General features: G+C 70.5%; 26 protein-coding genes and 1 tRNA gene. 18 read left to right on the top strand and 9 right to left on the bottom strand.

Features of this window, described 5'->3' with window-relative positions; genetic code table 11:
* Nucleotides 1-21 precede the first annotated feature (21 nt).
* Nucleotides 22-876, top strand: a complete 855-nt coding sequence (locus A9A59_RS04930; protein ID WP_098503219.1) for a DUF4397 domain-containing protein — start codon at nt 22-24, stop codon at nt 874-876.
* A 94-nt stretch (nt 877-970) separates the two neighbouring features.
* Here the strand turns inward: A9A59_RS04930 and recF are convergent, their stop codons facing one another.
* Entirely contained in the window at nt 971-2,140 is a 1,170-nt protein-coding gene (recF, locus tag A9A59_RS04925) for a DNA replication/repair protein RecF (RefSeq protein WP_098503218.1), read from the bottom strand.
* Between the two features lie 190 nt (nt 2,141-2,330).
* Here recF and A9A59_RS04920 point away from each other — a divergent pair, with 190 nt between their 5' ends.
* Entirely contained in the window at nt 2,331-3,338 is a 1,008-nt protein-coding gene (locus A9A59_RS04920) for an HpcH/HpaI aldolase/citrate lyase family protein (RefSeq protein WP_098503217.1), read from the top strand.
* Nucleotides 3,339-3,445: 107 nt separating this feature from the next.
* On the opposite strand, the gene A9A59_RS04915 is transcribed toward A9A59_RS04920, so the two are convergent.
* Nucleotides 3,446-3,961 carry a DUF2269 family protein gene (locus tag A9A59_RS04915; protein WP_098503216.1) on the bottom strand — a complete coding sequence of 172 codons (516 nt, stop codon included), beginning with the start codon at nt 3,959-3,961 and terminating at the stop codon, nt 3,446-3,448.
* Between the two features lie 157 nt (nt 3,962-4,118).
* Between A9A59_RS04915 and A9A59_RS04910 the strand changes: the two genes are divergently transcribed.
* On the top strand, nt 4,119-5,795 hold the full coding sequence (locus tag A9A59_RS04910; RefSeq protein WP_098503215.1) for a putative bifunctional diguanylate cyclase/phosphodiesterase: 1,677 nt from the start codon (nt 4,119-4,121) through the stop codon (nt 5,793-5,795).
* Between the two features lie 72 nt (nt 5,796-5,867).
* Here A9A59_RS04910 and A9A59_RS04905 read toward each other — a convergent pair whose 3' ends face one another.
* From A9A59_RS04905 to A9A59_RS04895, 3 genes are all read right to left on the bottom strand, one after another.
* The gene (locus tag A9A59_RS04905) at nt 5,868-6,380 is read right to left on the bottom strand and encodes a DUF192 domain-containing protein (RefSeq protein ID WP_165772510.1); all 513 of its coding nucleotides are present in this window, start codon (nt 6,378-6,380) and stop codon (nt 5,868-5,870) included.
* The gene (locus A9A59_RS04900) at nt 6,377-7,315 is read right to left on the bottom strand and encodes a DMT family transporter (protein ID WP_098503213.1); all 939 of its coding nucleotides are present in this window, start codon (nt 7,313-7,315) and stop codon (nt 6,377-6,379) included. Before A9A59_RS04900 ends, A9A59_RS04905 begins: the two co-directional genes overlap by 4 nt.
* A 107-nt stretch (nt 7,316-7,422) precedes the next feature.
* Nucleotides 7,423-7,866 (bottom strand): hypothetical protein, encoded by a 444-nt coding sequence (locus A9A59_RS04895; RefSeq protein ID WP_098503212.1) that lies wholly within the window; start codon nt 7,864-7,866, stop codon nt 7,423-7,425.
* A gap of 233 nt (nt 7,867-8,099) precedes the next feature.
* Here A9A59_RS04895 and A9A59_RS04890 point away from each other — a divergent pair, with 233 nt between their 5' ends.
* From A9A59_RS04890 to A9A59_RS04880, 3 genes are read left to right on the top strand one after another with little or no spacing between them, the layout of a single operon-like run.
* Entirely contained in the window at nt 8,100-8,321 is a 222-nt protein-coding gene (locus A9A59_RS04890; RefSeq protein WP_098503211.1) for a hypothetical protein, read from the top strand.
* Nucleotides 8,322-8,364: 43 nt separating this feature from the next.
* Nucleotides 8,365-9,516: a site-2 protease family protein gene (locus A9A59_RS04885; RefSeq protein ID WP_098503210.1), complete on the top strand. Its 1,152-nt coding sequence runs from the start codon at nt 8,365-8,367 to the stop codon at nt 9,514-9,516.
* Between the two features lie 40 nt (nt 9,517-9,556).
* Nucleotides 9,557-10,936: a MurT ligase domain-containing protein gene (locus tag A9A59_RS04880; protein WP_098503209.1), complete on the top strand. Its 1,380-nt coding sequence runs from the start codon at nt 9,557-9,559 to the stop codon at nt 10,934-10,936.
* Here the strand turns inward: A9A59_RS04880 and A9A59_RS04875 are convergent.
* On the bottom strand, nt 10,917-11,729 hold the full coding sequence (locus A9A59_RS04875) for an XdhC family protein (protein WP_098503208.1): 813 nt from the start codon (nt 11,727-11,729) through the stop codon (nt 10,917-10,919). The genes A9A59_RS04880 and A9A59_RS04875 overlap by 20 nt on opposite strands.
* A 454-nt stretch (nt 11,730-12,183) precedes the next feature.
* Between A9A59_RS04875 and A9A59_RS04870 the strand changes: the two genes are divergently transcribed.
* The 4 genes from A9A59_RS04870 (at nt 12,184) to A9A59_RS04855 (ending at nt 15,798) form a co-directional block, all read left to right on the top strand.
* Nucleotides 12,184-12,810 (top strand): histidine phosphatase family protein, encoded by a 627-nt coding sequence (locus A9A59_RS04870; protein WP_165772509.1) that lies wholly within the window; start codon nt 12,184-12,186, stop codon nt 12,808-12,810.
* Nucleotides 12,807-13,589, top strand: coding sequence for a rhomboid family intramembrane serine protease (locus A9A59_RS04865; RefSeq protein WP_098503206.1), 783 nt, complete (start codon nt 12,807-12,809; stop codon nt 13,587-13,589). The genes A9A59_RS04870 and A9A59_RS04865 overlap by 4 nt, the downstream gene beginning before the upstream one ends.
* An 82-nt stretch (nt 13,590-13,671) precedes the next feature.
* A complete protein-coding gene (locus tag A9A59_RS04860) occupies nt 13,672-14,832 on the top strand; it encodes a Fic family protein (RefSeq protein ID WP_098503205.1) in 1,161 nt (386 codons plus the stop codon).
* A 234-nt stretch (nt 14,833-15,066) separates the two neighbouring features.
* Nucleotides 15,067-15,798 (top strand): CAP domain-containing protein, encoded by a 732-nt coding sequence (locus tag A9A59_RS04855; RefSeq protein WP_165772508.1) that lies wholly within the window; start codon nt 15,067-15,069, stop codon nt 15,796-15,798.
* A gap of 670 nt (nt 15,799-16,468) precedes the next feature.
* On the opposite strand, the gene A9A59_RS04850 is transcribed toward A9A59_RS04855, so the two are convergent.
* Nucleotides 16,469-17,293: an SDR family NAD(P)-dependent oxidoreductase gene (locus A9A59_RS04850; protein WP_165772507.1), complete on the bottom strand. Its 825-nt coding sequence runs from the start codon at nt 17,291-17,293 to the stop codon at nt 16,469-16,471.
* A gap of 220 nt (nt 17,294-17,513) precedes the next feature.
* Between A9A59_RS04850 and A9A59_RS04845 the strand changes: the two genes are divergently transcribed.
* Complete coding sequence (locus A9A59_RS04845; RefSeq protein ID WP_098504803.1) at nt 17,514-17,951, top strand: DUF488 domain-containing protein; 438 nt, start codon at nt 17,514-17,516, stop codon at nt 17,949-17,951.
* 10 nt (nt 17,952-17,961) lie between these two features.
* Here A9A59_RS04845 and A9A59_RS04840 read toward each other — a convergent pair whose 3' ends face one another.
* Nucleotides 17,962-18,792, bottom strand: a complete 831-nt coding sequence (locus tag A9A59_RS04840) for an enoyl-CoA hydratase/isomerase family protein (RefSeq protein WP_165772506.1) — start codon at nt 18,790-18,792, stop codon at nt 17,962-17,964.
* 97 nt (nt 18,793-18,889) lie between these two features.
* Between A9A59_RS04840 and A9A59_RS04835 the strand changes: the two genes are divergently transcribed.
* The 3 genes from A9A59_RS04835 (at nt 18,890) to A9A59_RS04825 (ending at nt 22,012) form a co-directional block, all read left to right on the top strand.
* Entirely contained in the window at nt 18,890-19,234 is a 345-nt protein-coding gene (locus A9A59_RS04835) for an ArsR/SmtB family transcription factor (protein ID WP_098503201.1), read from the top strand.
* On the top strand, nt 19,231-20,571 hold the full coding sequence (locus tag A9A59_RS04830; protein WP_098503200.1) for an MBL fold metallo-hydrolase: 1,341 nt from the start codon (nt 19,231-19,233) through the stop codon (nt 20,569-20,571). The genes A9A59_RS04835 and A9A59_RS04830 overlap by 4 nt, the downstream gene beginning before the upstream one ends.
* A gap of 151 nt (nt 20,572-20,722) precedes the next feature.
* Complete coding sequence (locus tag A9A59_RS04825; RefSeq protein WP_133117511.1) at nt 20,723-22,012, top strand: hypothetical protein; 1,290 nt, start codon at nt 20,723-20,725, stop codon at nt 22,010-22,012.
* Between the two features lie 113 nt (nt 22,013-22,125).
* On the opposite strand, the gene A9A59_RS04820 is transcribed toward A9A59_RS04825, so the two are convergent.
* Nucleotides 22,126-23,220, bottom strand: a complete 1,095-nt coding sequence (locus A9A59_RS04820) for a baeRF10 domain-containing protein (protein ID WP_098503198.1) — start codon at nt 23,218-23,220, stop codon at nt 22,126-22,128.
* 116 nt (nt 23,221-23,336) lie between these two features.
* On the opposite strand from A9A59_RS04820, the gene A9A59_RS04815 reads away from it, so the two are divergent.
* The 4 genes from A9A59_RS04815 to A9A59_RS04800 all read left to right on the top strand — a co-directional run bounded on the left by A9A59_RS04815 (nt 23,337) and on the right by A9A59_RS04800 (nt 26,560).
* The gene (locus A9A59_RS04815) at nt 23,337-24,608 is read left to right on the top strand and encodes a glutamate-5-semialdehyde dehydrogenase (protein WP_098503197.1); all 1,272 of its coding nucleotides are present in this window, start codon (nt 23,337-23,339) and stop codon (nt 24,606-24,608) included.
* Nucleotides 24,605-24,922 (top strand): hypothetical protein, encoded by a 318-nt coding sequence (locus A9A59_RS04810; protein WP_098503196.1) that lies wholly within the window; start codon nt 24,605-24,607, stop codon nt 24,920-24,922. Before A9A59_RS04815 ends, A9A59_RS04810 begins: the two co-directional genes overlap by 4 nt.
* Before the next feature lie 68 nt (nt 24,923-24,990).
* A tRNA-Ser gene (locus A9A59_RS04805) sits at nt 24,991-25,078 on the top strand.
* A 120-nt stretch (nt 25,079-25,198) separates the two neighbouring features.
* Complete coding sequence (locus A9A59_RS04800) at nt 25,199-26,560, top strand: hemolysin family protein (RefSeq protein ID WP_098503195.1); 1,362 nt, start codon at nt 25,199-25,201, stop codon at nt 26,558-26,560.
* Nucleotides 26,561-26,572 lie beyond the last annotated feature (12 nt).

The following is a 26,572-nucleotide window of genomic DNA, read 5'->3' as shown; positions in this document are numbered from 1 at the left end:
ACCACTACGGAGGAACGAAGGATGAACCTGGCACGGGCATTCATGACCCGGTCGAAGCTCCTCGTGGCCGCGGCGCTGGTGGCAGCGCTGGCTGCGGGGGTGGTGATGGCGCCGCAGGGCGCGGATGCGCAGCAGGCGACGGGCCGCGTTCGCATCATGCACGCGAGCCCGGACACGCCGCCGGTAGACATTTTTGTCGATGGGCAGAAAGCTGTCACGGCGCTGGCGTTCCCGAACACTACGGGGTACGTGGCGTTGCCTGCGGGCGGGCACGATGTGAAGGTGTTCGTTTCGCCCTCGGACGGGACGGGCACGCCGGCCCTGCAGGCGACGCTGGAGGTTGTGGCCGGCAAGGACGTGACGGTCCTGGCGACGGGGCGGGTTGGCGACGGCTCGCTGGCGCTGACGATTTTCGAGGATGACAACGGGACGCCGAGCGGGAATAACGCGCACATCCGCCTGATCCACGCGTCGCCGGATGCGCCGCCGGTGAACGTGGCGGTGGCGGGCACCGATACGAACGTCTTCACCGGCGTGGCCTTCCGGAACGTGAGCCCGTACGTGCCGGTCCCGGCGGGCACGTACAGCCTCGACGTGAAGGTGAATGCGACCGGGGAGACGGTGCTGACCATCCCGAACCTGAAGCTGGATGCCCGGACGGTGTACACGGCGGTTGCGGTGGGCCTCGCGGGCAACGGGACGCTGCGGGTGGTGCCGCTCGTGGATGCCCCGGCGCCGGCCGCCCCGGCGCCGCCGCGGACAGGCGACTCGATGACCGCGGGCAGCGGGACGCTCGCGCCGTGGATGCTGGCTGCCGGCCTGGCGCTGGCGGCGGCCTCGGGCGGCCTGGCCTTCGCTGCCCGGCGCTCCCGGTAACCGGAGCAGCGCCCGCAACAGCGGGCAAGGGTGAGGGGCGGCTCCTTTGAGGAGCCGCCCTTCGTGCTGTCGGCGAAACGGGCCCGGCTGGCGGCTATTCGCCTTCGAAGCGGGTGATGGTGCCGGCGTTGACGACGAAGCGGCCTGAGGCGCGGGTGTAGATGTCGCGCAGGCGGTCGGGGTCGGCAGTGGTGACGAGGGTCTGCTGGAAGGTGTCGATGTATTCGAGGAGTGCGCGGCGGCGGCGGGCGTCGAGTTCGCTGAGGACGTCATCGAGGAGGACGACGGGGTCGTCGCCGAGTGCCCGGCGGAGGTAGCTGGCCTCGGCGAGGCGCATGGCGAGTGCGGCGGTGCGCTGCTGGGCGCGGGATGCGAAGGCGTCGGCGGGCATGCCGTCGATGAGGATTTCGACGTCGTCGCGGTGGGGCCCGACGAGGGTGGCGCCGGCGGCGATCTCCCTGGGGCGGGCGGCCTGGAGGGCTCTGATCATGCGGCCGGTCCACTCGGCGTCGTCGATGGGGGCATCGTACTGGTCGAGCCCGCCGATGGAGGGGCGGTAGATGAGGGTGAGCGATTCGAGGCCATCGGAGAGGCGCTCCATCTGCTGTTCGGCCTGGAGGGCGAGGTGGCCGAGGGCATCGGCGCGGGCCCAGTAGATGGTGCCGCCGGCGTGGGCGAGCTCCTGGTCCCAGAAGGTGAGTTCGTGGGCCTGGGCTTCGCGGGCCTGGATGCGCTTGAGGAGGCTGTTGCGCTGCTGGATGACGCGGGCGTATTTCTGCATGGCGCGGAGGTAGCCGCGGTCGACCTGGGAGATCATCATGTCGAGGTAGCGGCGGCGCATGAGCGGGGGGCCGGCGACGATGTCGATATCGAGGGTGGTGAAGAGGACGGCGCAGAGCTGGCCGACGGCCTCGGAGGCCTTGCGGGGGACGCCGTTGACGCGGACGCGCTTGCCGGCGCGGTGGGCCGGGTCGATGGTGCGGCCGATGATGGCGAGTTCGAGGGCGAGGTTGCCGGCTGCGCGTTCGACCTGGCAGGCGAGGCGGGCGACGGGGAAGTCGGATTCGAGGATGTCGCGGCGGACGAGGTCGGAGTCCTGGCTGGCGCGGCTGGAGCGAAGGGTGGAGAGGAGGTAGATGGCCTCGAGCAGGTTGCTTTTGCCCTGGGCGTTATCGCCAACGAAGAGGTTGAGGCCGCGGTCGAGGCGGATGTGTGCGCGGACGTAGTTGCGGAAGTTGACGAGCTCGAGGTCAAAGATAAACACGGTGGATGAGTATTATAGCCCGGGTTCGTTAGCTTTGGGCTTATTTTTTCCGGGGCTTGACCGGGCGGCGGGCGGCTCGCGCCGCTTCACCGAGGGGAGTGGGGCGGGCATACTTGGGGGAGTGTCCGGCCGGCGGCCTGCGGCCGTGGCGGCCTGCCGCATCAATTACTCCACCTGATTGGACCACGCCATGCCACGTCACCCGAACGAGGTTCTTTTCGAGGGCGAAAAGCCGTTCCCCATCATCCCGACCTGCGAGCACTTCGCCGGCACGGAGGAGCGCATCGCGAAGGCGCTCGAGCTGCAAAACAGGATGGGGGGCGTCTTCGATATTACGATGGACTGCGAGGATGGCGCGCCGACGGGCCGCGAGCGGGAGCACGCGGAGATGGTGGTGCGGATGCAGAACAGCCCGCTGAACCAGCACAACATGGCGGGCGTGCGCATCCACGACTACACGCACGAGCACTGGAAGGCGGACGTCGACATCATCGTGCCGGCGGCGGGCGAGCGGATCGCCTACATCACGATTCCGAAGACGGTGCGGGCGCGGGAGCTCGCCGAGATGATCGAGTACATCCGGAACACGGCAGCTCGGGCGGGGATCCGGAGGGAGATCCCGATCCATGCGCTGATTGAGACGCACGGGGCGCTGCGGGAGGTGTGGGAGATCGCAACGCTGCCGAATGTGCAGGTGCTCGACTTCGGGCTGATGGACTTTGTGAGCGCGCACCACGGGGCGATCCCGTCGTATGCGATGCGGTCGCCGCACCAGTTCGACCACGCGCTGCTGCGGCGCGCGAAGGCGGAGATGGTGGCGGCCGCGCTGGCGAACGGCGTGGTGCCGGCGCACAACGTGACGCTGGAGCTGAAGGACACGGAGTTCATCTACAACGACGCACGGCGGGCGCGGATGGAGTTCGGCTTCCTGCGGATGTGGAGTATTTACCCGGCGCAGATTGAGCCGATTACGCGGGCGATGGCGCCGTCGCACGACGAGGTGGAGGAGGCGCAGGCGATCCTGCTGAAGGCGTATGCGGCTGACTGGGGGCCGATCCAGCACGAGGGGAACCTTCACGACCGCGCGACCTACCGGTACTACTGGGAGACGCTGCAGCGGGCGCGCATCCAGAATGTGCCGCTGAGCGACGAGGTGATGCGGGCGTTCTTCCCGGACGCGGTCGCGGCCCAGAACTGAGCCGGCGCGGCGACAGACAGACGACGGCCCGGGCTGATGCCCCGGGCCGTTTGCTGTGGCGGGGAGCGGGGAACGGGGAACGGGGAGCGGGGAACGGGGAACGGGGGCTACTGGCCGGGCTTCCAGACCATCAGGAAGAGGATACCGAGGGCAGACGCCCCGAGGATGGCGCCGACGACCCTGATGCGCGGGGCGTGGGCGAGGTAGCCTGCGGGGAGGGGTGCATCGTCGGGCGTACCGTCGAGGAGCTGGGGGGCCCGGGAGAGGTTCCGGCGCTGGACGACGCTGGAGAGGGTGAAGGCCGCGAGGAACCAGGCGATGGCGACGCCGAGCCAGAGCGGGAAGTCGTCGCGGTAGCCGGTGTGGTCGTCGAAGATGAGGCCAACCCCCATGAGCAAGAGGGGGACGACGGCGGGTTTTACGATGAGCGTTTCGAGCCGTCCAGTGGTGCGGATGGCGAATCGGGTGACTCCGGTGCCCTGGGCCTCGCCGGCAGCCTGCAGGATGGGGAAGGCAAAGGTTGTGCCGAGCCCGACGAAGACGGGCGCGATATGGGGTAGAAGAGGATGCGGTGGGCGTTCGGGGTGCAGCCCCCCGGGAAAATCGGGGGATGTTGCGCTCATTTCGTTGGATCGTCAAGGGTTCGATCAGTTGCAGTGAACGAACCGGGTTCGAGGCGGGCTTCAGAGGGGCAAGCGGGCTGCCGAATGCACGGATGTCATGCACTATTCACCAATCATCCGCCGCCGGTTCCCCGGGCGGGGAGCGGGGAGCCGGTAAATGCGGTTTCGATCGGGAGGCGGCTGGCGGGTGCCACTCGGCTGGCTGTGGGCCAGCCTCTTTGGAGCGGCGGCCCTCGGCGGGCCGGCCATCCATGCGGCGTTCTTTGCCCCGGGGCGGCTTGAACTCGCTGCTGAGGCCGGGGCCGCAGTGGCGAGCGCGGGGCTGGCAGCCGCGGCTGCGGACCGGGCTATTCGGCGGCCGCTGCTCAGGATCCGTTCGGCAGTGCTCCAGGTGCAGGCGGGCGACCTTAACCTCGAAGCGCCGCTCTCACCGGTGCGCGAGATCGACGAACTAAGTGCCGACCTCCGTCGGTCGCTGGCCTCGCTGCAGGCGTCGACGGACTCGCTCATCTACCGGGCATTCCACGACCCGCTGACGGAGCTGCCGAACCGCGCGATGTTCCTTGCGGCCTTTGCGCGGGCATTGAGCGAGGAGCGGCGGCCGAACCGGGTCGCAATCCTGTTCATGGACGTCGACCGGTTCAAGTACCTAAACGATACGCTCGGCCACGGGGTGGGCGACCAGCTGCTCTCGGTGTTCGCGCAGCGGCTGGTCGGCGCGGCTGAGGGCCACATGGTGGCCCGCCTGGGCGGGGATGAATTCACGGTGCTGGTGCGCGGCGAAGGCGCGGCATCAGAGGCGGTGCGGGTGGCCCGCCGGGTGTTGCAGGCGCTGCGGCGCCCGTTCTCAGTGGCCGGGCAGGAGATGTTCGTCAGCTCGAGCATTGGGATTGCGGTGAACGGCCCGGAGGACCGGACAACGACGGAGCTGCTGCGGAAGGCAGACGTTGCGCTCTACCGGGCGAAGTCGGAAGGGCGTGCACGATTCGTTGTCTATTCCGCCGAGCTGGACGCGGACCCGGCGGAGCGGTTCGACCTGGACAACGGGCTGCGACGGGCGGTGGAGCGGAAGGAGCTCCAGCTTCTCTACCAGCCGATTGTGGACCTGGAAACCGGCGCGCTGGTGGGGATGGAGGCGCTGCTCCGGTGGAATCACCCGCACCGGGGCGTGCTTTCGCCGGCGACGTTCATCGCGGTCGCTGAGGAGACTGGCGAGATTGTGCGGATTGGCAACTGGGTGCTGGAGGAAGCCTGCAGGGAAACGGCGCGTGTTCAGCAGCTCCGGCCGGGTCTGCCGCTGACCGTGAGCGTCAATATCTCGGCCGCTGAGTTCCGGCAGGCTGACCTCCCGGGGCGCGTCCAGCGGGTCCTGGAGTCGACGGGGCTGGAGCCGCATGCGCTGACGCTCGAACTCACCGAGAGTGTCCTGCTGCACGATACCGCCGCCGCAATGGCGAGCCTCGACGAGCTGGGGAGGCTTGGCGTCGGGCTGGCGCTGGACGATTTCGGGACGGGGTACTCCTCGCTGAGCTATCTGCAGCGGCTGCCGGTCGACACGCTCAAGGTCGACCAGTCGTTCGTGGGCCGCCTGGGCGCGGACCCGACATCGGGGCCGCTCACCCGGGCGATCGTGGAGATGGGGCACGCATTGGGGATGCGGGTCGTCGCGGAGGGAGTCGAGACGGAGTGGCAGCTCGCGTATCTGCGGGAGATCGGGTGCCAGCTTGGGCAGGGACGGCTGTTTGCGGGCCCGCTCGCCTCCGGGCAGTTCCGCCGGCTGGCGGCTTCGCTGCGGCCGGCGGCTGCGTGGGGGCCGCTGCTGAGGGCGGGGTGAGCGGGAGGAGGGAGCCCCCGCACCGGCTCCATCACCGCACCAAGGGGGCGGGAAGCCCCCGCACCGGCTCCGTCACCTCACCAAGGGGGGCGGGAGCCAGGGAGCGGGGAGGAGGCCGGGCGGGAGGGTGACGCGCGCGCCGACGCCGAGGCCGTTGGCCGCGAACCAGCCCCGGTTGACTTCGAGGACGTAGCGGTAGGGGCCGGAGGGCGTGAGGATGGTGTCGTCGAGGGGCGTGCCCTGGCGGATGTCGATGACGACCAGGTCGGCGCTGATGTAGGCGATGTCAAGCGGGATGTAGGTGTTGCGCATCCAGAAGCCGGTCCGGCTGTCGGCGGGGAAGATGAAGAGCATGCCGGCATCGGGGTCGAGGGCGCGGCGGTACATCAGCCCCTGCGCGCGCTGCTGGGGGGTGACGGCGAGTTCGACGGTCACCGAGGCGCGGGCGTCGCCCTGTTCGACGGTGACGACGGGGCGCGGGGGGCCTTCGGCGTCACGGGCGCAGGCAACGATGAAGAGCACGAAGACGAACGGAAGGGCGATGCTTCGCAGGCGTTCGGCTCCGGGGGCAGGCGGCGGGTTCACAGGACGACGAGGACGATACCAGCGACGCAGAGCAAGGTTCCAGCAAGGATGCGGCGGGTGAGGCGCTCGCCGAGGAAGGCGACGGAAAGCGGCAGGGCGAGGAGGGGGGAGGTCGAGGAGAGGATAGCGGTGCGGGCCGCCCCGGCCGTGACGACAGCGTAGACGTAGAGCAGGCTGCCGATGGTGGTGCCGACCAGCCCGGCGAGGGCGATGGCGCCGACGTGGCGGGGGTTGCGGAGCGGTGCCGCCAGGGCGGGCCGCTGGAAGGCGAGGGCGAAGCCGAGGAGGGCGACGGCGCCGGCCGGGGTGCGGATGGTGCCGGCGGCGATGGCGCCGAGGTCGCCGCTGGCGGCGGCAAGCCAGAGGGTTGCGGCTGCCCAGGTGATGCCGACGCCGCCGAGGAGGGCGTAGCCGGCGGGGCCGGGCGCGGCGTAGAGGGGTGCGGGCTGGACCAGGACGGGCGCCGGTTCGGGCTGCGCCAGCGCCGGCGGCGGGGGCGGTGCGTCCGCAGCCGCCGGGATGACGATGAGCCAGATGCCGACACCGATGAGCAGCGCGCCGGCGGGCAGGCCCCAGGAGAACGGTTCATTGAGGAGGAGCACGCCGAAGACGACGGTGAGCCCAATGTAGAGCGCCATGGAGACGGGGAAGGTGCGCTGCATGCCGAGGCGGTTGAGGGCGAGGATGTAGAGGGTATCGCCGAGGCCGTAGCCGAGGGCGCCGGAGGCCACGACCTGGGCGATCGTCGAAAGCGGGGCATCGGCGATGGTGGAGGATTCACCGCTGGCCCAGAGGACGATCGGCATGACGAGGGCGCCGAAGCCGAGACGGAGGCCGGAGAGGACGACGGGCGAGGTGCGGGCGGAGAGGGAGGTCAGGGCGACGCTGGTGGCGGACCAGGTGAGGGCGGCGAGGAGGGCGGCGAGTTCACCCATCGGCGGGCATGGTACGGGGCAGCGCGGCTACTGGCTGCCGGGAGACGGAACGGGCCCCCGCTGGTGCGGGGGCCCCGGCAATGAATGGATGAAGGACGCTGGGAGGGCTAGTTGCAGGTCTCGCCGGACGCGTCGAGGAGTGTGACCTGCTGGGTTGGTGCGCCGGGGCGCATCACGAGGACGACGCCGGAGAAGCCGGGGATGGTGGAGATGCCGCCGACGGAGGTGTTGTTGAGGTAGGAGGGGTAGTTGCCGGGATTGCCGGGGTTGGTGTTGAAGTAGTGGAGCCACTTCTGGTTGGGGCCGTCCCAGATGTAGATGCCGATCCAGTCGCCGACGGGCAGGCACCGGGTGAAGGTGGCGGGGCTGACGGGCTGCGGCTTGATGGTGCCGACGTAATGGATGTTGCAGCCGGGGCTGCCGTTGGCGCAGACACCGCCGACGGTGCTGGTGTGCTTCGCGAGGGCGATACCGAGGCCTGCCCCGAGGATGGTGGCAACGCCGGCGCCGATGGCGACGACGGCGAGGGCTTTTTTCTGCATCCAGCTCATAGAACCTCCAGCGGCGCCGGGAGGGCGCTCTCCAGCCTGTACCGTAGCAACACGGGAAGGTACACGCACCGGAGAAAACGCGTGCCAGGTGCAGAGAGTTGCCAGCAGGCTGTAAAACGTTCGTAAAACCCGCGGGGCGCCAGGCGGGAGACTATTTCTAACAAAATTCTTGCTGTTCCCCGGGGGGCAGCTGCCGATACGGGCTGGTAGGATGCCGGGCGGAGGCGTCTGTCATGTTGCCGCTTGGTTTCAGCTGGGGAGCATTCCTCGTCTACGTCTTTGCGCTGATGTTCATGACGCTCGGGGGGATCTGGGGGCTGGTGGAGAGCCGGCACCCGGCGTTCCTCATCCCGATCCTGATGGGCCTGTTCTACTTCTACCTGTGCTGGGAGGCGGTCGTGGAGGGGGACGACGAGCAGGGGCCGCCCCCGCCGCCGTCGCGCAGCCAGGGCTGAGCCGCTGACCGCGGCATGACCGGAAACGGCGTAGGGTAGGTACATGCGGTTGCGCTCGATCCGGCTGGGGGCGCTGTTCGGCATTCCGCTGCTCTTGAACCCGAGCTGGTTTCTGCTTGCGGGGCTGACGACCTGGTTCCTGGCGACGCAGTTCTACCCGGCGGCGTTCGAAGGGGCGTCGCGCTGGACGCATCTCTTGATGGCCGGGGCGAGCGTGGCGGCGTTCTTTGCGTCGATCGTGCTGCACGAGCTGGCCCACAGCGTGGTGGCGCGGTGGTTCCGCATCCCGGTGAAGAGCATCACGCTGTTCGTGTTCGGAGGCGTGGCCCAGATCACGCGGGAGGCGGCGCGGCCGCTGCAGGAGCTGCTGATGGCGCTCGCGGGGCCGCTGATGAGCCTGGCGCTGGGGGCGGCGTTTGCGGGGTGCTGGTGGCTGCTGGGGGCGCGGGCGGACCGCGCAGTCGATTACGTGCTCGTGTGGCTGGCGATCATGAACGCGGCGCTGGGGCTGTTCAACCTGCTGCCAGCCTTCCCGATGGACGGCGGGCGGGTGTTCCGGGCGGCGCTCTGGCTGGTGACGCGGAACCACGCGCTTGCGACCGGCATCGCGGCCTGGACGGGGCGCGGCTTCGCGTGGACGATGGCCGGGCTGGGGGTGCTGGCGGTGCTCGGGCGCGATGTGGTCGTGGCGGATTCGCTGGCAGGCGGAGCGTGGCTGGTGCTGATCGGTCTGTTCCTCGAGAACGCGGCGCGGCAGTCGCTGCTGCAAAACCGGTTCGTCCGCGAGCTGGCGCGCTACCGGGCCGAGGACGTGATGGTGGCCGATGCGCCGGTGGTGGATGCGCGGCAGCCGGTGGGGCCGCTGGCGCGCGGGGTGCTTGAGCTCAACCCGCGGGCGGTGTACCTGGTGAGCGACGGTGACCGGCTGGCGGGGGTGCTTTCTGGGTATGAGCTGCAGGGGGTGCCGGAGCCGCTGTGGGACAGCACGCCGGCGGGAGCGGTGATGGTCCCGAAGGATGCGCTGCGGGCGACGGCGCGGGACCGGCTGGTCTCGGATGTGCTGCTGGAGATGGAGATGGAGGAGCTGCTCCACATGCCGGTGGTGGAGAACGGGCGGGTGATCGGCATCGTTGCGCGGGACCGGATTGTGGGGCTGCTGCGGCAGGCGGGGCTGCTCGGCACGGCGCGGGCGTAGGGCGCTTTCGCACCGGGCGGCACGGCCGCAAGATGGGGGCATGGCACCGGTTCGGACGATGGGGGCCGTCGCGGCCGCGAAGCTGACCGGGGCGGCGACGCGGGCCCTGCGGCGGGGAAGCGGGACGGCGCTCCCGGGGCTCGTCGCCACGCGGATCGACCCCGGGGTGGTGGCGCAGCTGGGGCGGCAGCTCGGCGGCGGCCGGGTGCTGGTGACGGGCACAAACGGGAAGACGACGACGGCGCGGCTGCTGGCGGCGATGCTGGAGGCGGCGGGCCGGGGGTACGTGCACAACCGCGAGGGGAGCAACCTGGTCCGCGGGTTCGCGAGCACGCTGGCCGCGCGGGCGGACTGGCGGGGCAAGATCCCGGGCGCGGCTCAGCTGACCGGGGTGTTCGAGACCGATGAGGCGACCTTCCCGGCGGCGGTCCGGGCGCTCGACCCGACGGTCATGGTTGTGACGAACCTGTTCCGCGACCAGCTCGACCGGTACGGCGAGGTGGATACGGTGGCTGGCATACTGCGCGAAGGGCTGGCCGCGGCAGGGCCGGGCACGACGCTGGTGCTGAACACGGACGACCCATCGGTGGCGGGGCTGGCCGAGGGCTGGCCGGGACGGGTCCACTGGTTCGGGCTGGATGCGCCCGAGCTGCACCGCGAGGCTGCCGGGGCGACGGATGCGCGGTGGTGCGGCTGCGGCGGCGATTTCACCTATGAGCGGCGGTACTTTGCGCATGTGGGCTGGTGGCGGTGCACGCAGTGCGGCCGGGCCCGACCGGCGCCGGAGACGGAGGGGCGGAGGGTGGAGCTCGGGCTCGACCGAACGCGCTGGGAGGTGCCCGGGCTGGGCATCGCGGCGATGCGCCTCGCCGGGCTGTACAACGTGTACAACGCGCTGGCGGCGATTGCGGCCGGGCGTGCGCTCGGGCTGCCTGCGGCGGCGATCCGGGCCGGGCTGGGCGATGCGCGGGCGGCGTTCGGCCGGCAGGAGGTGGTGGCGCTGGAGGGGCGCGAACTCTGGCTGCTGCTGACGAAGAACCCGGCGGGTGCCAACCAGGTGCTGCTGCTGCTCGAGCAGGCCGGCGGGCCGGACCTGGCAGTGGCGGTGCTGTTGAACGACCGTTTCGCGGATGGGCAGGATGTGAGCTGGATTTGGGACGTCGACTACGAGCTGCTGGCGGGGCGGGTCGCGCGGTGCTGGGCCGGCGGCGACCGGGCGGAGGACCTCGCGCTGCGGTTCGATTACGCCGGCTGGCCGGCGCCGCTGGCGGTGGTGCGGGGGCCGGGGGCGCTGCTCGATGCGATCCTTGCGGGGACGTCGCCGGGGGAGCGGGTGTTCGTCATCCCGACGTACACGGCGATGCTCGACCTGCGGGCGGAGCTGGTGCGCAGAGGGGCCGTCAGGAGCGCGCTGGAGTAGCGCTCCGCCGGGCGCGGTAGTACATCGGGGCGCCGGTTCCGCCCCGGCGGAGGAGGATGACCTCGGCGACGATGCTGACGGCGATCTCTTCGGGCGTTTCGGCGCCGATATCGAGCCCGATGGGGGTGCGGACGCGGTCGAGTTCGGTCTCGGGGAAGCCTTCGGCGCGGAGGTGGTCGAGGACGGCGGTGGTGCGCCTGCGGGAGCCGATCATGCCGAGGTAGGCGGCGCCGCGGCCGAGGCATTTGCGCAGGGAGAGTTCGTCCTGTTTGTGGCCACGGGTGACGAGGACGATGGTGGTCGAGGGGCCGATGGGGAAGCGTTCGAGGGCGGCCTCGAAATCGTCGCAGATGACCTCGTCGGCCTCGGGGATGAGGGCGGGGTCGGCGAAATCGGGACGGTCGTCGATGACGGCAACGCGGTAGCCGAGGAAGTTCGCGAGGCGGGCGAGGGCGCGGCCGATGTGGCCGGCGCCGACGACGAGGAAGGTGGGCCGGGCTTCGACGACTTCGACGTAGATGGCGGGGGCGCCTTCGGTGTGGCGCTCAGCGAGGGTTTCGCCGGCGGCGTAGAGGGTGCGGGCGCCGTGGCGGGAGAAGAGGCCGGGGGCGGCGCGGGCGACGGCGGCATCGAGGGCGGGGTCGCCGAGGGTGCCGAGGGTGCGGCCGTCGGGCTCGACGAGGAGGCGTGCGCCGGGTGGGAGCTGGAGGGGGCCGGGGTCGACGAGCACGGCGAGGAGGACGGGGGCGCCTCCTTCGGCGGCGTCGATGAGCCGTTGTGTCAGTTCGAGCATAGCGAGAGTGTAGGGGAAGGGAGGAGGGAGGAGGGAGCCCTGCCACCACCACCGCCACCTCCCCGAGGGAGGAGGGAGCCCTGCCCCGCCAGCACGCCCCGCCCCGGGGGAGGAGGGAGGAGGGAGCCCTGCCCCGCCAGCACGCCCCGCCCCGGGGGAGGAGGGAGGAGGGAGCCCTGCCCCGCCAGCACGCCCCGCCCCGAGGGAGGAGGGAGGAGGGAGGAGGGAGGAGGGAGCCCTGCCCCGCCAGCACACCCCGCCCCGAGGGAGGAGGGAGGAGGGAGGAGGGAGGAGGGAGCCCTGCCACCACCACCGCCACCTCCCCGAGGGAGGAGGGAGCCCTGCCCCGCCACCACGCCCCGCCCCGAGGGAGGAGGGAGGAGGGAGGAGGGAGCGGGGAGCGGGGGTGCCCGGGAGATTCCGCGGGGGTCGATGAGCGGCTATGCTGGCGCGCGTGGAACGACGGGTGACGCGGCTGCTGCTGACGCGGCACGGGCAGACGGTGGCGAACGTTGAGGGGCGGTTCTGCGGGCACAGCGAGACGGAGCTGACGCCGCTGGGCCGGGAGCAGGCGCGGGCGCTGGGGCGGCGGCTGGCCGGGACGCGGATCGATGCCTGTTACACTTCGGACCTTGGGCGGGCGATTGCGACGGCGAGGCTGGCGCTGGGCGAACGCGGCATTGCGCCGGTGCCGCGGGCGGAGCTGCGCGAGCGGCACTACGGTGCGTGGGAGCTGGAGCGGGAAGAGGATGTGCGGCGCCGCGACCCGCAGCGGTTCGCGCAGATGGAGGCTGAGGACCCGGCATGGCAGCCGCCCGGCGGGGAGACGACGACGATGGTGCGGGTGCGGACCTTCGCGGCGCTGCGGGAGATTGCCGCGGCGCACCCGGGCGGCACCGTGCTGGTTGTGGGGCACGGCACGATGCTGAACTGCCTCGTTTCGATGGTGCTGGGGATGCCGGAGACGCACGTGTTCCGCTTCGACGTCCGGCATTGCGCGCTGTTCGAGGTCGAGGAGCGGAACGGGCGGCTGGCGGTGGTGCGGATGAACGACGCGGCGCACCTGGACGGGCTCGGGTGATCCCGGTCGGCGACAGCACGCGGCGGCATGCAACGCCGTGGGTGACCTACGCGATCATCCTGGCGAACTTCGCCGTGTTCATCGCCATGCTGGGGATGGACGCGACGGTGCCGCGGCCAACGCCGGGGGCGACGCAGCGGTTCGTGGAGCAGACGACCGGCCCATGCTACGGCTTCCGGGCGCCGCCGAACGACCTGAACGAGTTCATCTGCCGGTGGGGGTTCCAGCCGAAGGAGTTTTTCGACACCATCAGGGGCACCTCGGGACTGAGCGGGAGCTCCGCGCGCGAGGCGCTGCTGGCGATCGTGACGGCGGTGTTCATCCACGGCGGGTGGCTGCACATCCTGGGGAACATGCTGTTCCTGTGGGTATTCGCCGACAACATCGAGGACCGACTGGGGAAGCTCGGGTTCCTGTTGTTCTACCTGGCCTCGGGGGTGGTTGCGTCGCTCGTGCAGGGACTGATGGACCCGACGAGCGTGGTGCCGGTGGTGGGGGCAAGCGGGGCGGTGGCGGGGGTGCTGGGTGCGTACCTGGTGTGGTTTCCGCGGTCGACGGTGCACGTGGTGATCCCGTTCTTCATTCTGCTGTTCATTCCGCTGCCGGTGCCGGCGTTCCTGATGATCGGGCTGTGGTTCCTGCAGAACCTGTTTGCGGGGTACGCGACGATCGTGGACACGGCGTCGACCGGGGGCGGGGTGGCGTGGTTCGCGCACATCGGAGGGTTCCTGTTCGGGGCGCTGGTGGCGATGACGGGGGTGGGGCGGCGGCGACGGTAGGGGGTGCGCTATTTGCGGAAAGGGCGGAAACTGCGAATAGCGGGCGGCGGTATTTGCAGTTTGGGAACAGGGAGGCGCGCCGCTGGAACGCGAAACCGGACGGCTCGAGCTGATCTCATGGGGCGGGACGACCTTCTACGGGTTCGTTCCGTTTCCGCTGCCGCCTGAGCCGCCGCTCGACCTGGGCGGTGAGCTGCAGTCGCTGCTCGAACGTGCGCTCGTGGCCATCGGCAGGCTGGATGCCATTTCGGCCCTGCTGCCAAATCCCACACTCTTCCTCTACGGGTACGTTCGGCGGGAGGCAGTGCTTTCGAGCCAGATCGAGGGGACGCAATCGTCGCTCTCGGACTTGCTGCTGTTCGAACTCGACCAGGCGCCCGGGGTCCCGCTCGACGACGTGAGGGAGGTGTCGAACTACGTGTCGGCGCTGAACCACGGGCTGGAGCTGTTGCGCAGCGGGCTGCCCCTCTCCAACCGTTTGATCCGCGAGGTGCATCGCCGCCTGCTTGCATCGGGGCGCGGGTCGTCGCGGAGGCCTGGCGAGTTCCGGCGCGAGCCAGTCTGGATCGGAGGGGCGAACCCGGCAACCGCCGAGTTCGTGCCTCCGCCGCCGGAGCAGGTGGAACCGTGTATGGCTCAGCTGGAGCGGTTTCTCAACGCACCTGCACCGGGGGGAGCGCTGACCAGGGCAGGCCTCGCGCACGTGCAGTTCGAGACTATCCACCCGTTCCTCGATGGAAACGGGCGGGTCGGCCGGCTGCTGATCGCGCTCGTGCTGGTCGAGGCGGGCCTGCTGACGCAACCGCTGCTGTACCTGTCCCTTTACTTCAAACAGCATCGGCGGGAGTATTACCGGCTCCTCAACCTGGTACGGGAGCGAGGCGACTGGGAACAGTGGCTGGCGTTCTTCTTCACCGGTGTCGAGCAGACAGCGAACGGGGCTGTGGGGACCGCGCACCGGCTCGTGGAGCTGTTCGAGCGGGACGCCGAGCGGGTGCGGGGGAGCGGGCGGGCAGCCGGCAGCATGCTGCGCGTGCTGGAAGTGCTCCGGAACAGGGTTCTCTCGACGGCCACGCGGATCGCTGAGGATGCGCAACTGAGCTTTTCGACGGTGGAACGGAGCCTGAGCCGCCTGGCGGAACTCGGAGTTGTCCGCGAGGTGACGGGACGGCAGCGCGATCGGGTATACGTCTACCGCGAGTACCTCGACATCCTTACCGAGGGAACAGAGCCACCAGGGTGAGCTGATGCGTTATTTGCGGAAAGGGCGGAAACTGCGAATAGCGGGCGGCGGTATTTGCAGTTTGGGAACAGCTGCTGCGGGGCGATGTCGGGCGTAAATTGTTGGTAAATCGTAAGAGGCGTGCCCCGGCCGGGGTTTTTCGTTCGCACGTCGGCGGCCAAGATGGAGGCGACACCAGCGTGACGCCGGCTTCCCCGCCGGCCGGGGGTGACGATGCGACGGATTGCCTGGGCGATGGCGGGTTCCCTGCTGCTGGCGGCGGCAGCGGGGAGCTGGGCGTGGGGCGGGGGTTCGCAGCCGGCGCACGCGCTGACGAACTGTTCGACCAATTCGCAGGCGCTGGATGCGGCGGAGCAGGAGCTGCTGCGGCTGGTGAACGAGTTCCGCGTTGCGAACGGGGTAGCGCCGCTCAAGGCGTCGCCGAACCTCTCGCGGGCGGCGGCGTGGATGTCGGAGGACATGGCGGCGAAGGGGTACTTCAGCCACACCGACAGCCTGGGGCGTTCGCCCTTCCAGCGGGTGAAGGATTGCGGCTACGCGACAATGGGCGCGGGGGAGAACCTGGCGATTGCGGGGAGCGCGCAGCAGGCGTTCACCCTGTGGGTGAATTCGACGAGGGGGCACCGGGAGAACATGCTGCGCTCGATGTGGGTGGTTGCGGGCGTGGGGCGGGCTGGCGGCTACTGGACGCTCGATTTCGGGACGTATGACGACTCGAACGAGCCGTGGGATTCCCCGCAGCCGCCGACGCCAACGGCCACGGCGACCTTCCCGGCGGCGACGCCCACTGCCACGCCGACGCAGCCGGGGAGTCAGCCGACGCCTCCCGGCGGCCAGCCGACCCCTCCGGCGACGCCGACACTGCCGCCGACTGCGACGCCGACGCCGGGCGGGGCGTCGTTGCCGTCATCGAACCCGAACCTGTCGCGGCGGGCGCTGGTGCCGAACATCGTGGCGGAGCGGTAGGAGGGAGGAGACCCGCCCGGCCGCCGCACTACCCCAAGGGAGAAGGGAGGAGGGAGCCCTGCCCCGCCAGCACGCCCCGCCCCGGGGGAGGAGGGAGGAGGGAGCCCTGCCCCGGACGCCCGACCGCGCCGCCAAGGGAGGAGGGAGCCCTGCCCCGCCAGCACGCCCCGCCCCGGGGGAGGAGGGAGCCCTGCCCCGGCCACACGACCGCCCCGGGGGAGGAGGGAGGAGGGAGCCCTGCCCCACCATCCCCGCGCCGCCAGGGGAGGAGGGAGGAGGGAGCCCCGACCCACCATCCCCGCGCCGCCAAGGGACGAGGGAGGAGGGAGCCCCGACCCACCATCCCCGCGCCGCCAAGGGAGGAGGGAGGAGGGAGGAGGGAGCCCCGACCCACCATCCCCGCGCCGCCAGGGGAGGAAGGAGGAGGGAGCCCCGACCCACCATCCCCGCGCCGCCAGGGGAGGAGGGAGGAGGGAGCCCCGACCCACCATCCCCGCACCGCCAGGGGAGGAAGGAGGAGGGAGCCCCGACCCACCATCCCCGCGCCGCCAGGGGAGGAGGGAGGAGGGAGCCCCGACCCACCATCCCCGCGCCGCCAGGGGAGGAGGGAGGAGGGAGGAGACCCGCCCGGCCGCCACGCCGCCCGGAGGGAGGAGGGAGCGGGGAGCTGTCAGCGGAGGGTGATTCCGCCGTCGACGGCGATGGCCTGGCCGGTGATGTTGCGGGCGGCGGGACTGGCGAGGAAGGCGGCGAGTTCGCCGATGTCCTCCGGGGTTTGCTCGCGGCCGAGGGGGACGCCGGTTTTGACCACTTCGAGGAAGATGTCGCGCGGGGAGAGGCCGGCGAAGCGGGGCACGGTGCGCTGCATCATGGCGGCCATGCCCTCCCAGGCGCGGGTCCAGAGGAAACCGGGGCAGATGGCGTTGACGCGGATATCGAACGGCGCGTATTCGAGCGCGCAGCTTTTGGTGAGGGAGATGACGCCAGCCTTGGCGGCGGCGTAGGCGGGAAGGGTTGGGGCGGCCTGGAGGGCTGCGATGCTGGCGATATTGATGATGGCACCGCCGCGCTGCTTGAGGTAGGGAAGGGCGTACTTCGTGCCGAGGAAGGTGGAGCGGAGGTTCTGGGCGAGCTGTTCGTCCCAGGCGGCGGGGGCCATGTCTTCGACGCGGCCGCCGCCCGCCGCGGCTGCGGGGAGCGCAGAGAGGTCGACGGGGCCGCGGCCGGCGCCGGCGTTGTTGACCATGATGTCGAGACCGCCGAGGGCATCAACGGCGGCGCGGACGGCCTCGCGGAGCTGGTCTTCGACGATGACGTCGCAGGCGAGGCCGAGCCCGGGGGTGGGGAGGGTGGCGGCGGTGGCTGCGGCCTGCTCGCCATCGAGGTCGAGGATGGCGACGCGGGCGCCCTGGCGGGCCATGACGGCGGCGATGCCGGCGCCGATGCCGCGGGCGCCGCCGGTAATGATGGCGGTTTTGCCTTCGAGGGGGAGCACGGCTGCGGTTCTCCTCAGGGGGTGCCCGCGGACTGTACCAGATGCCGGGCGGGGGTTCACGGGGGCGTACGACGCAGGTGACCACGGACCAAACCGCCGCGGGGCGGGCAGCCAGCCGCGTGTGGTAGCATGCCGGCCTCTGCCCGGCCGCGGCCGTGCGGGCGTCCGCTGCGACGGCCGTCCGCGGAGCGGGGACGGTGGACTCGCGGGGGTTTCGGCGATGCGCGTTCTGACGATCGGCTTCACGAAAAAATCAGCACGCCAGTTCTTCGAGATGATTGGCCGGGCGGGGGCGAGTCGGCTCGTTGATGTGCGGCTGAACAACTCTTCCCAGCTCGCCGGTTTCACCAGGCGGGACGACCTGGAGCACTTCCTGGATGCGATTCTCGGCATCGGCTATGTGCACGAACCGCAGCTCGCGCCGACGCCGGAGCTGCTCGCCGGGGTTCAGAAGGAGCGGCGGCCGTGGAGCTGGTACGAGGAGGAGTTTCTGCGGCTGATGCGCGAGCGGAGGATCGAAGAGCGGGTCCCGCGCGAGCTCATTGACGGAGCCGTGCTCCTGTGCAGCGAGGCGACGCCGGACCAGTGCCACCGGCGGCTGGTGGCGGAGTACCTGGCCGACCGCTGGGGCGGCATGGAGATTGTGCACCTGCAGTGAGGGGGCCGGCTCAGCGGCCGATGAAGCGGGGTTCGCGCTTTTCGAGGAAGGCGGCGACGGCTTCGCGGGAGTCGGCGGAGAAGCCGGCGATGCGCATGTGGAGCGCCTCCTGGTCGAGGAGCTGCTCGAGGGTGGCGGTTTCGGCGACGTTCAGGTTTTCCTTCATGCGGGCGTAGGCGCCGGTCGGGCCTTCGGCGAGGCGGCGGCAGAAGTCGAGGCCCTGCGCGAGGAGCTCGTCGTGGGGGATGACGCGGTTGACGATGCGGAGCTCGAGGGCGCGGGCGGCGTCGATGATTTCGGCGGTGAAGTAGAGTTCGCGGGCGATGCCGGCGCCGCAGAGGCGCTGGAGGAAGTAGGAGCCGCCGAAATCGCCGGGGAGGCCGACGTTGCGGAAGGCAGCGCCGAAGCGGGCGCGGTCGGAGGCGAGGCGGATGTCGCAGGCGAGGGCGATGCTGAAGCCGGCGCCGACGGCCGGGCCGTTCACGAGGGCGACGACGGGCTTCGGCATCGTGTGGAGGCGGAGGGAGATCTCGCGGTGGCGCTGGCGGAGTTCGGCGACGAGACGGTCGAATTCGGCGATGACGGCGCCGGGGCCTTCGCTGGCGGCTGCGGCGGCGATGCGGTCGTTCCGCTCCTGCATGGCGCGGATATCGCCGCCGGCGCAGAAGGCGCGGCCGGCGCCGGTGATGGCGACGCAGCGGACGGCGGGGTCGGCTTCGACGTCGGCGAGGGTCTCGGCGAGCCGGGGCACGAGGTCGCCGCCCATGGCGTTCAGGGTTTCGGGGCGGTTGAGGGTGATGAGCGCGACGCCGTCGCGGCGCTCGAGGAGGACATCGGACACAGCGGGCCTCCGGGCGATGGGGTGCGGCGATCGTGGGGCAGGGCAGCGCGGGGCGCAACGCTTGCATTCATGCGTAGATGGTTATAGAGTTACCGACATGAACGACCTGCCTGACGACCTCGTGGAGCTTGTCGCGGAGCGGTTCCGGCTGCTGGGCGACGGGACGCGGCTGCGGATCATCCGCTTCCTGCTTGCGCGCGGGGAGGCCCCCGTGGGCGAAATTGCGGCGGCGACGGGCTGTTCGCAGGCGAACGTGAGCAAGCACCTCCGCCTGCTGCACGATGCCCGTGTGGTGCGCCGGCGGGCGGAGGGGACGATGGCGTTCTACCGCGTCGTTGACCCGAGCGTGGAAGAGCTGTGCGACATCGTCTGCGGGGGGATCCGGCGGCAGGTCGCGGAAGAGGCAGCACTGGTGGGACTCACCCCGGGAGGGCAGCAATGAAGACGATCCAGTTCGTGGCTGAGGCGCTGGGCGATGCGTCGTACCTCGTCGTGCAGGGCGAGGAGGCAGCGGTCATCGACCCGCAGCGGGACATTCGGCCGTTCGTGCAGGCGGCGCGGGAGCACGGCGCGACGATCCGGTATGTGGTGGAGACGCATGTCCACAACGACTACGTGTCGGGCGGGCGGGAGCTGGCGGCGCTGGGCGCGGAGGTGATCGCGCCGGCGGCGGGGAAGCTGGAGTTCCCGCACCGGCCGGTGGAGGACGGCGACGTTATCGACCTCGGCGGGGCGAAGCTGCTCGTGACGGCCGCGCCGGGGCACACGTACGAGCACGTGGCGTACCTCGGCGTGACGCCTTCGGGGGAAGTGCGCAGGGCGTTCACGGGCGGTGCGCTGCTGATGGCCGCCGCCGGGCGGACGGACCTGCTGGGGCCGGACCACACGGAGACGCTGACGCGGCTGCAGTGGGAGACGGCGCAGAAGCTGCGGAAGCTGGTGCCGGCGACGGCCGATGTGCTGCCGACGCACGGGGCGGGGTCGTTCTGCAGCGCGACCGGGACGGACCTGGGCCGGTGCGGGCCGATGGCGGCGGAGCTGCTGCGCAACCCGGCGCTCATCGCGAAGACGTACGAGGAGTTCCGGGCGATGCACCTCGCGAGCGAGATGCCGATCCCGGGGTACTACCGGTACATGGCGCCGATCAACCGGAAGGGGCCGAAGGTGTACGGCGAACCGCCGCGCCCCCGGCGGCTGAGCGCCGGCGAGCTGCTCGGGCTGGGGAGCGAGACGTGGGTGGTGGACGTGCGGACGCGGGCGGACTACGCCGCGGGGCACCTGCCGGGTTCGCTCGAGATCGAGGAGAGCACCTCGATGCTGGCGTACGTTGGGTGGCTGATCCCGTTCAATGCGCCGATTGCGCTCGTGACGTACGACGCACGGCAGGCAGAGCGGGTGACGGTCGACCTGTTCAGGATCGGGTACGAGCACGTGGTCGGCTATGCGCCGGCCGGGGAGCTGCCGCTCACGGCGCGGACGGAGACCGTAAGCGCGGAGGAGATTGCCGAGGCGCTGCGGAGCGGGCGGGTGCCGGTGCTCGATGTGCGGTACGCGCAGGAGCTGCGCGACGAGCCGGTGCCCGGGGCGCGGCCGCTGCCGTTCGACCGAATGCCGGAGTGGGCGCCGGAGGTGGAGGGCCCGGTGCTGGTGTCGTGCGCGAGCGGACAGCGGGCGGCGATGGCGGCGAGCTACCTGGAGCGGCGCGGCGTGGCGGCGCGGCCGTTCATCGCGGGCGGCGCGGCGGAGGTGCGCCGCGCGCTGGCGGCCGCAGTGGGATGAGGGGCTCCGCCGGTCCGTTCGGCCCCAGCGTGAGACCCGAACGTCGCAACCTGGTGAACCGCCGGTGGACAGGGGGTTGACACCGCAATATGGGGGAATACCCTACAACCGAGGGGAGTCGAGCCCCGAAATTTTGGCGGGGGAAGCAGACATGTCATCCACATTTTGGCGCCGAACTGTCGCGTTCGGCATCGTTGCGCTGCTGCTGGCGGCGCTGCCGGCGGCGGCCGTCCAGGGGCAGGGCAAGCCCGATGACCCAGGGGGAGGCGGAGGCGGCGGCGGAGGGGGCGGAGGCCAGGCCGGGACGACGCTGAGCGCTTACAAGACCGCCGAGGGCTTCTGGGAGATTACGTACGACTGGACGGTCGAGAAGACGGCCAGCCCGGCCGCGGTGCTGCTGTCGACCGGGAATTCGCAGGACGTGACCTTCACCATCACCGCGACGCGGACGAAGGTGAGCGAGCGCATCGGCGTGCGCGGGGAGATCTGCGTCACGAACGACGGGGGCGTCCCGACCGAAGGGCTGGCGATCGCCGACACCGTCCTGTATCAGGACGGCGGCGGGCCCTATCAGCCGCTCGCCGGCGCGACGAATGTTCCGGTCGATGTGAGCGCGAACCCGGTGCTCGATCCGGGCGAGAGCCACTGCTACCCCTACGAAATCGAGTTCACTCCGGTCCCAGGCGCGAGCTACAAGAACAGCGCGCAGGTGACCATCACGAACCATTCGGGCTCGCTCGGAACGCCAAAGGGCCCGTCGCCGGATGCGGGCTTCTCGCTGCCGTCGAGCCCGACCGAGATTGACGAGACGGCCAGCCTCTCGGACGCGCTGGGGAGCTGCCCGGCGGGGTTCACCTGCACGCTGCTGGGCGACTGGGGCCCCTGGTCGCTGACGGACAGCGATACCAGAACGCTGACGCTGACGATCACCAACAATACGGCCTGCGACACCGAAACCACGCTGGTGAACACCGCAACGCTCACCGAGGGCGATTCGGGGCAGGTGCGGACATCCTCGGCGACGGTGACGGTGCGGGCGCCGGCGTGCCAGGTGCTCGAGCAGTGCACCTACACGCAAGGGTACTGGAAGACCCACGGCGAAGCCTGGCCGACCGGCTACCCGACGACGGCGATCTTCTACAGCAGCGGGAAGAGCTGGATGACGGTGCTCTGGACGCCGCCGGCGAAGGGGAACGCGTACTACATCCTGGCGCACCAGTACATCGCGGCGAAGCTGAACGTGGCGAACGGCGCCGTGCCGCCCGCGGCGGTGGCGCAGGCGCTGACCGATGCGGATACCTGGTTCATGGGCCGCACGAACGACGCCGCGCCGTCCGGCACGGCGCGGACGCAGGCGCTGACGCTGGCGGGCATCCTCGCCGCCTTCAACGAAGGGACGACGGGCCCGGGTCACTGCGGCAGCACGCCGACCACGAACTAGCGCTCGCCTGGAGAGGCGCGCCCCGGGGGCCGGTCATGTGACCGGCCCCCGGTTGCTGTGCTCCCGACCTGCCCAGCAGACCTCACGCCCGGGGTCTGCTGCAGGGTGCGCGGCTACGCGGGCTCGGGGACGCGGTAGCGGAGGATGGCGCCGACGCCGCCGAGGGCGCGCAGGCCGTGGTGCTCGCGGACCACTTCGACCCGGGCGCCGGTCGCCGCGGCGAGGCGGGCGAGCTCGTCCTTCCGCTCGGCGGGCTCGTAGGCGTCGTCGATGACGACGACATCGGCAGCGCCGAGTTCGAGCGCGGCTTTCGTGCGTTCGTAGCCGGCGACGCCGAGGTCGCCCTCTTCGACCTCGCCGACGAGGATGTCGGCGGTGTGCTGCGACTGGTCGTCTTCGGTCTGGAGGAGGAAGTGCTCGACGGTGCGGCGGACGTGTTCGAGGCCGGCGCGGATATCGATGTGGAATTCGCCTTCGGTGACGCGGCGGGTCAGCGATTCGGGCAGGGCTTCGCGGAGGTGGTGGAGGGCGATTTCGTCGCCGGCGATGACCAGTCGGGTTGCGCGCTCGTGCTCGCAGAGCTGTTCGATGAGCTTCGCGGCTTCTTCGGCGAATTCGCGGCGGTGGTTTTCGACGTGGCGGCGGAAGCGGTGCTCGTTCATGCCGCTGGTGGAGCGCATCTGGTAGTTGTATGGGTCTTCGTCTTTGCCGGGCATTTCGGCGATGCGTTCGCCGCGGACGACGAAGAGGCGGAGGGTGTTGGTATCGGCGACGGCGACGACGGCGGTTTCGTACTCGTCGAGGAGCCTGGCGAGCTGGTAGAGGCGGGGGTAGCGGTCGTAGACGACCTGGTTCTCGAAGGGCGCTGGGGCTTCGATGGATTCAAAGAGGCCGGCGGCGGAGCAGGAGAAGATGGCGAGCCCTTCGGCGGCGGGGTTGGCTGCGGCGACGGCAGCGTGGACGCGTTCAGCGTCGCCGCGGAAGGATTCGAGGGCCGGGCCGCGGACGCCGAGGCTGTGCTCGATCTGGCGGAGGCGGTCTTTGAGGACGGTGTCGCCAGGGCGGTGTTCGGGGCGTTCGCCGGTGGCCTGGGGCCGGCGGTCGAGGTAGACGGAGAGGATGCCGACGCCTTCCGGGGCCTGCCAGCGGGCGACGCGGCGGAGGAGTTCGGAGAGTTCGGTTTCGAACGATGGTGTTTCGCTGGTCATGGGCACCAGTGTACGCGGCGGCGGTGCGTCGGGGGACGGGCAGGGGGACCGGGCGGGGGCGGCCGAAGGGCGGAATCGGGGCTGAGCGGGGAAGCCGGGGTGGTACACTTGCGCGCATGACATCGACGGTTTCACTGTTGCGGGAACGGGCCATGGCTGCGCGGAAGGCGTCGCGGGTGCTCGCGCGCCTCTCGACGGCGGAGAAGAACGCTGCGCTGGGGCGGATCGCGGCGCTGCTCGAGCAGGAACAGGAGGCGGTGCTGGAGGCGAACGCGAAGGACCTCGCCGCTGCGAAGGAGGCGGGGCTGGAAGACGCGTTCGTGGAGCGGCTGACGCTGACGCCGGAGCGGCTGCGCGGCATTGCGAACGACACGCGGAGTGTGATGCAGCTGCCTGACCCGGTGGGCGAGGTGTTCGATTCGCGGACGCTGCCGAACGGGCTGTGGATCGGGCGGCGGCGGGTGCCGCTGGGGGTCGTGGCCTGCATCTACGAATCGCGGCCGAACGTGACGATCGACATTGCGGCGCTGGCGCTGAAGAGCGGCAATGCGGCGATCCTGCGGGGCGGCAAGGAGGCGCGGAACAGCAATGCGGCGCTCGGCGAGCTGGTGCAGCGCGCGCTGGCGGGGACGGCGGTGCCGGCCGATGCGGTGCAGGTGATCAGCGACCCGGACCGGGCGCATGTGGATGAGCTGCTGGAGATGAACGACCTGGTGGATGTGGTGGTGCCGCGGGGCGGGGCGCAGCTCATCGACTATGTGCGGCGGAAGGCGACAATGCCGGTGATCGCGCACGGGGATGCGGTCGTCCAGATTTATGTCGATGAATTTGCCGACCTGGACCTTGCGGAGAAGGTGGTGGACAACGCCAAGACGCGGCGATACAGCATCTGCAATGCGGTGGACACGCTGCTGGTGCACCGTGCGATTGCGGAGCCGTTCCTGCGGCGGATGGCCGCGCGGTGGAACGGGAAGGTGACGTTCATCGCGGATGAGCGGGCGTACCCGGTGCTGGCGGCGGCCGGGGCGCCGGTGGAGCGGGCGACGGAGGCGACGTGGCGGACGGAGCACCTGGCGCTGCGGGTGGGCGTGCGGGTGGTGGACGCGATGGAGGAGGCGACGGAGCACATCGAGCGGTACGGGAGCCACCACTCGGATGCGATTTTGACGGAGAACTACAGCCGGGCGCTGGAGTTCCTGGACGTGGTGGATTCGGCGGCGGTGTACGTGAACGCCAGTACGCAGTTCACGGACGGCGCGCAGTTCGGGCTGGGGGCCGAGGTCGGGATTTCGACGCAGAAGATGCACGCGCGGGGTCCGATGGGCCTGCGCGAGCTGACGAGCTACAAGTGGACCATTATCGGCAGAGGGCAGGTGCGACCGCTGTGATTACGTTCGAACGGGAATGCCGGACTCCGCACTCGGAGTCGTACACGATTTTCGAAGACGGGAGCATTGTGGGGCGGGTGGACCTTCACTACCAGGGCACGAACGTGTATGCGACGCTCTGCACGACGGCGGACGCGGACGAGGAGCGGATTCAGCAGCTGATCGATGCGACGGATGAGCAGCTGGTGATGACGGCGGATCCGTACCGGGAGGATTTCATTGTGACGGTGTGGCGGGGGTCGCCGGCGGGCGTGTACAGCGACAACGAGCTGGATGACGACGAGGAGGATGAAGACACGTTCCGGCTGAACTGAGCGCCGCGGGGAGCGGCGGCAGCGGGTGCGGATACCTCGAAGGTGGCGGTGCTGGTAGACTGGAGGGCGGAGAGGTGTCCGAGTGGTTTATGGTGCCGCTCTCGAAAAGCGGTGTGGGGCAACCCACCGGGAGTTCGAATCTCCCCCTCTCCGCCAGCGAAGAGACTGACGGCCCGGCCATGATGCCGGGCCGTTTTGCTGCGGGCGGAGCGTGGTGAACGGGGAGGAGCGAGGGATTTCGGCGGCGGCGGGCGGGGGCGGCCGTACAATGCCGGCATGGATGACCCTGCACTGATCGGTTTCGGGCTTGCGGGCCTGGTGGTGCTCATCGGGCTGAACGCGCTGTTCGTGGCGGCGGAGTTCGCCTTTGTTGGGGTGCGGCGGACGCGGGTGGAGCAGCTGGCGGCGTCGGGGCAGGCGCGGGCGCGGCTGCTGCTCGGGGCGCTGCGGCAGCTGGATGCGACGATTGCGGCGACGCAGCTCGGTATTACGATGTGCGGGCTGGCGCTGGGATGGCTCGGGGAGCCGGTGCTGGCCGGGCTGATTGAGCCGGGGCTGGCGGAGGCGCTTTCCTGGGCGCCGGCGCAGACGGCGGGGATTGCTGCGACGGTGCTCGCATTCCTGCTGGTGACGGCGCTGGTGATCATTTTTGCGGAGCTGGCGCCGAAATCGATTGCGCTGGCGCGGACGGAGCAGGTGGGGCTGTTCGTGGCGCCGCCGGTGCTGGTGTTCGCGCGGGTGTTCCGGCCGTTCGTGTGGTTCCTGCACCGGTCGGGGGCGCTGGTGGTCCGGTCGCTGGGTATCCGGCAGCGGTCTCCGGCGGAGGAGTCGCTGGACCCGGAGGAGCTGGAGCTGGTTATCGAAGCCTCGGCGCGGGCCGGGCTGCTCTCGACGAGTGAGCTGATGCTGGCCCGGCGGGCGCTGGAGTTCAGCGCGATCCAGGCGGACCAGATCATGGTGCCGCGGACGGAGGTGGTGGCGATCGAGGCAGGGTCAACGCTGGACGAGGTGCTGGAGGTGGTGGAGCGCCACCACCATTCGCGCTACCCGGTCTATGAGGAGAGCCTGGACCACATCGTGGGGATCCTGGAGGTGAAGGACCTGGTGGCGCTGGTTCGCCGGGGTGAGACGGAGTGGAGGCCGCTGGTGCGGCCGGCGGTGGCGATCCCGGAGTCGGTGAGTGTGGAGGTGGCGGTGCAGGCGATGCGGGCGAAGCAGGTGCAGATTGTGGTGCTGGTGGACGAACACGGGGGGACGAGCGGCATTCTGACGGCGGACGAGGTGCTCTACCGGCTGCTGGGGCGGTGGCTGGGCGGGCGCGCGCAGGGGGGCGAGACGCTGCGGACGCTGCCTTCGGGCAATCTGCTGGTTTCGGGGCTGGCGCTGATTGCGGACGTGGAGGATGCGACGGGAGCGGAGCTGGCGGATGAGGATTACGACACGGTCGGCGGGTTTATCATGGCGCGGCTGGGGCGGATCCCGCGGGTGGGGGACCGGGTGGAGGTGCCGGGGTACCAGTTCCGGGTGATGGCGATGGACGGGCGGCGGGTGGACCGGGTGCTGGTGACGAAAGTGGGGACGGGGAACGGCGAGGGCGCTCACGGAGGGGACGAAAGAGGCCGAAACCCGGGGGTGTGAACCGGGCAGGGC

Source organism: Tepidiforma thermophila, assembly GCF_002563855.1.
GTDB lineage: Bacteria > Chloroflexota > Dehalococcoidia > Tepidiformales > Tepidiformaceae > Tepidiforma > Tepidiforma thermophila.
The sequence above is the reverse complement of the archived record's forward strand: the minus strand, read 5'-3'. Positions and strand labels throughout refer to the sequence as shown.

Bases quoted from the DNA above. Each gene is read 5' to 3' on its own strand.
- A9A59_RS04915 (WP_098503216.1), bottom strand. From the start codon at position 3,961: ATGAGCGCAACATCCCCCGATTTTCCCGGGGGGCTGCACCCCGAACGC.
- A9A59_RS04880 (WP_098503209.1), top strand. From the start codon at position 9,557: ATGGCACCGGTTCGGACGATGGGGGCCGTCGCGGCCGCGAAGCTGACC.
- A9A59_RS04800 (WP_098503195.1), top strand. From the start codon at position 25,199: ATGGATGACCCTGCACTGATCGGTTTCGGGCTTGCGGGCCTGGTGGTG.
- A9A59_RS04910 (WP_098503215.1), top strand. From the start codon at position 4,119: ATGCGGTTTCGATCGGGAGGCGGCTGGCGGGTGCCACTCGGCTGGCTG.
- A9A59_RS04820 (WP_098503198.1), bottom strand. From the start codon at position 23,220: ATGACCAGCGAAACACCATCGTTCGAAACCGAACTCTCCGAACTCCTC.
- A9A59_RS04815 (WP_098503197.1), top strand. From the start codon at position 23,337: ATGACATCGACGGTTTCACTGTTGCGGGAACGGGCCATGGCTGCGCGG.
- A9A59_RS04920 (WP_098503217.1), top strand. From the start codon at position 2,331: ATGCCACGTCACCCGAACGAGGTTCTTTTCGAGGGCGAAAAGCCGTTC.
- A9A59_RS04830 (WP_098503200.1), top strand. From the start codon at position 19,231: ATGAAGACGATCCAGTTCGTGGCTGAGGCGCTGGGCGATGCGTCGTAC.
- A9A59_RS04875 (WP_098503208.1), bottom strand. From the start codon at position 11,729: ATGCTCGAACTGACACAACGGCTCATCGACGCCGCCGAAGGAGGCGCC.
- A9A59_RS04895 (WP_098503212.1), bottom strand. From the start codon at position 7,866: ATGAGCTGGATGCAGAAAAAAGCCCTCGCCGTCGTCGCCATCGGCGCC.
- A9A59_RS04825 (WP_133117511.1), top strand. From the start codon at position 20,723: ATGTCATCCACATTTTGGCGCCGAACTGTCGCGTTCGGCATCGTTGCG.
- A9A59_RS04855 (WP_165772508.1), top strand. From the start codon at position 15,067: ATGGCGGGTTCCCTGCTGCTGGCGGCGGCAGCGGGGAGCTGGGCGTGG.
- A9A59_RS04885 (WP_098503210.1), top strand. From the start codon at position 8,365: ATGCGGTTGCGCTCGATCCGGCTGGGGGCGCTGTTCGGCATTCCGCTG.
- A9A59_RS04845 (WP_098504803.1), top strand. From the start codon at position 17,514: ATGCGCGTTCTGACGATCGGCTTCACGAAAAAATCAGCACGCCAGTTC.
- A9A59_RS04900 (WP_098503213.1), bottom strand. From the start codon at position 7,315: ATGGGTGAACTCGCCGCCCTCCTCGCCGCCCTCACCTGGTCCGCCACC.
- A9A59_RS04835 (WP_098503201.1), top strand. From the start codon at position 18,890: ATGAACGACCTGCCTGACGACCTCGTGGAGCTTGTCGCGGAGCGGTTC.
- A9A59_RS04890 (WP_098503211.1), top strand. From the start codon at position 8,100: ATGTTGCCGCTTGGTTTCAGCTGGGGAGCATTCCTCGTCTACGTCTTT.
- A9A59_RS04930 (WP_098503219.1), top strand. From the start codon at position 22: ATGAACCTGGCACGGGCATTCATGACCCGGTCGAAGCTCCTCGTGGCC.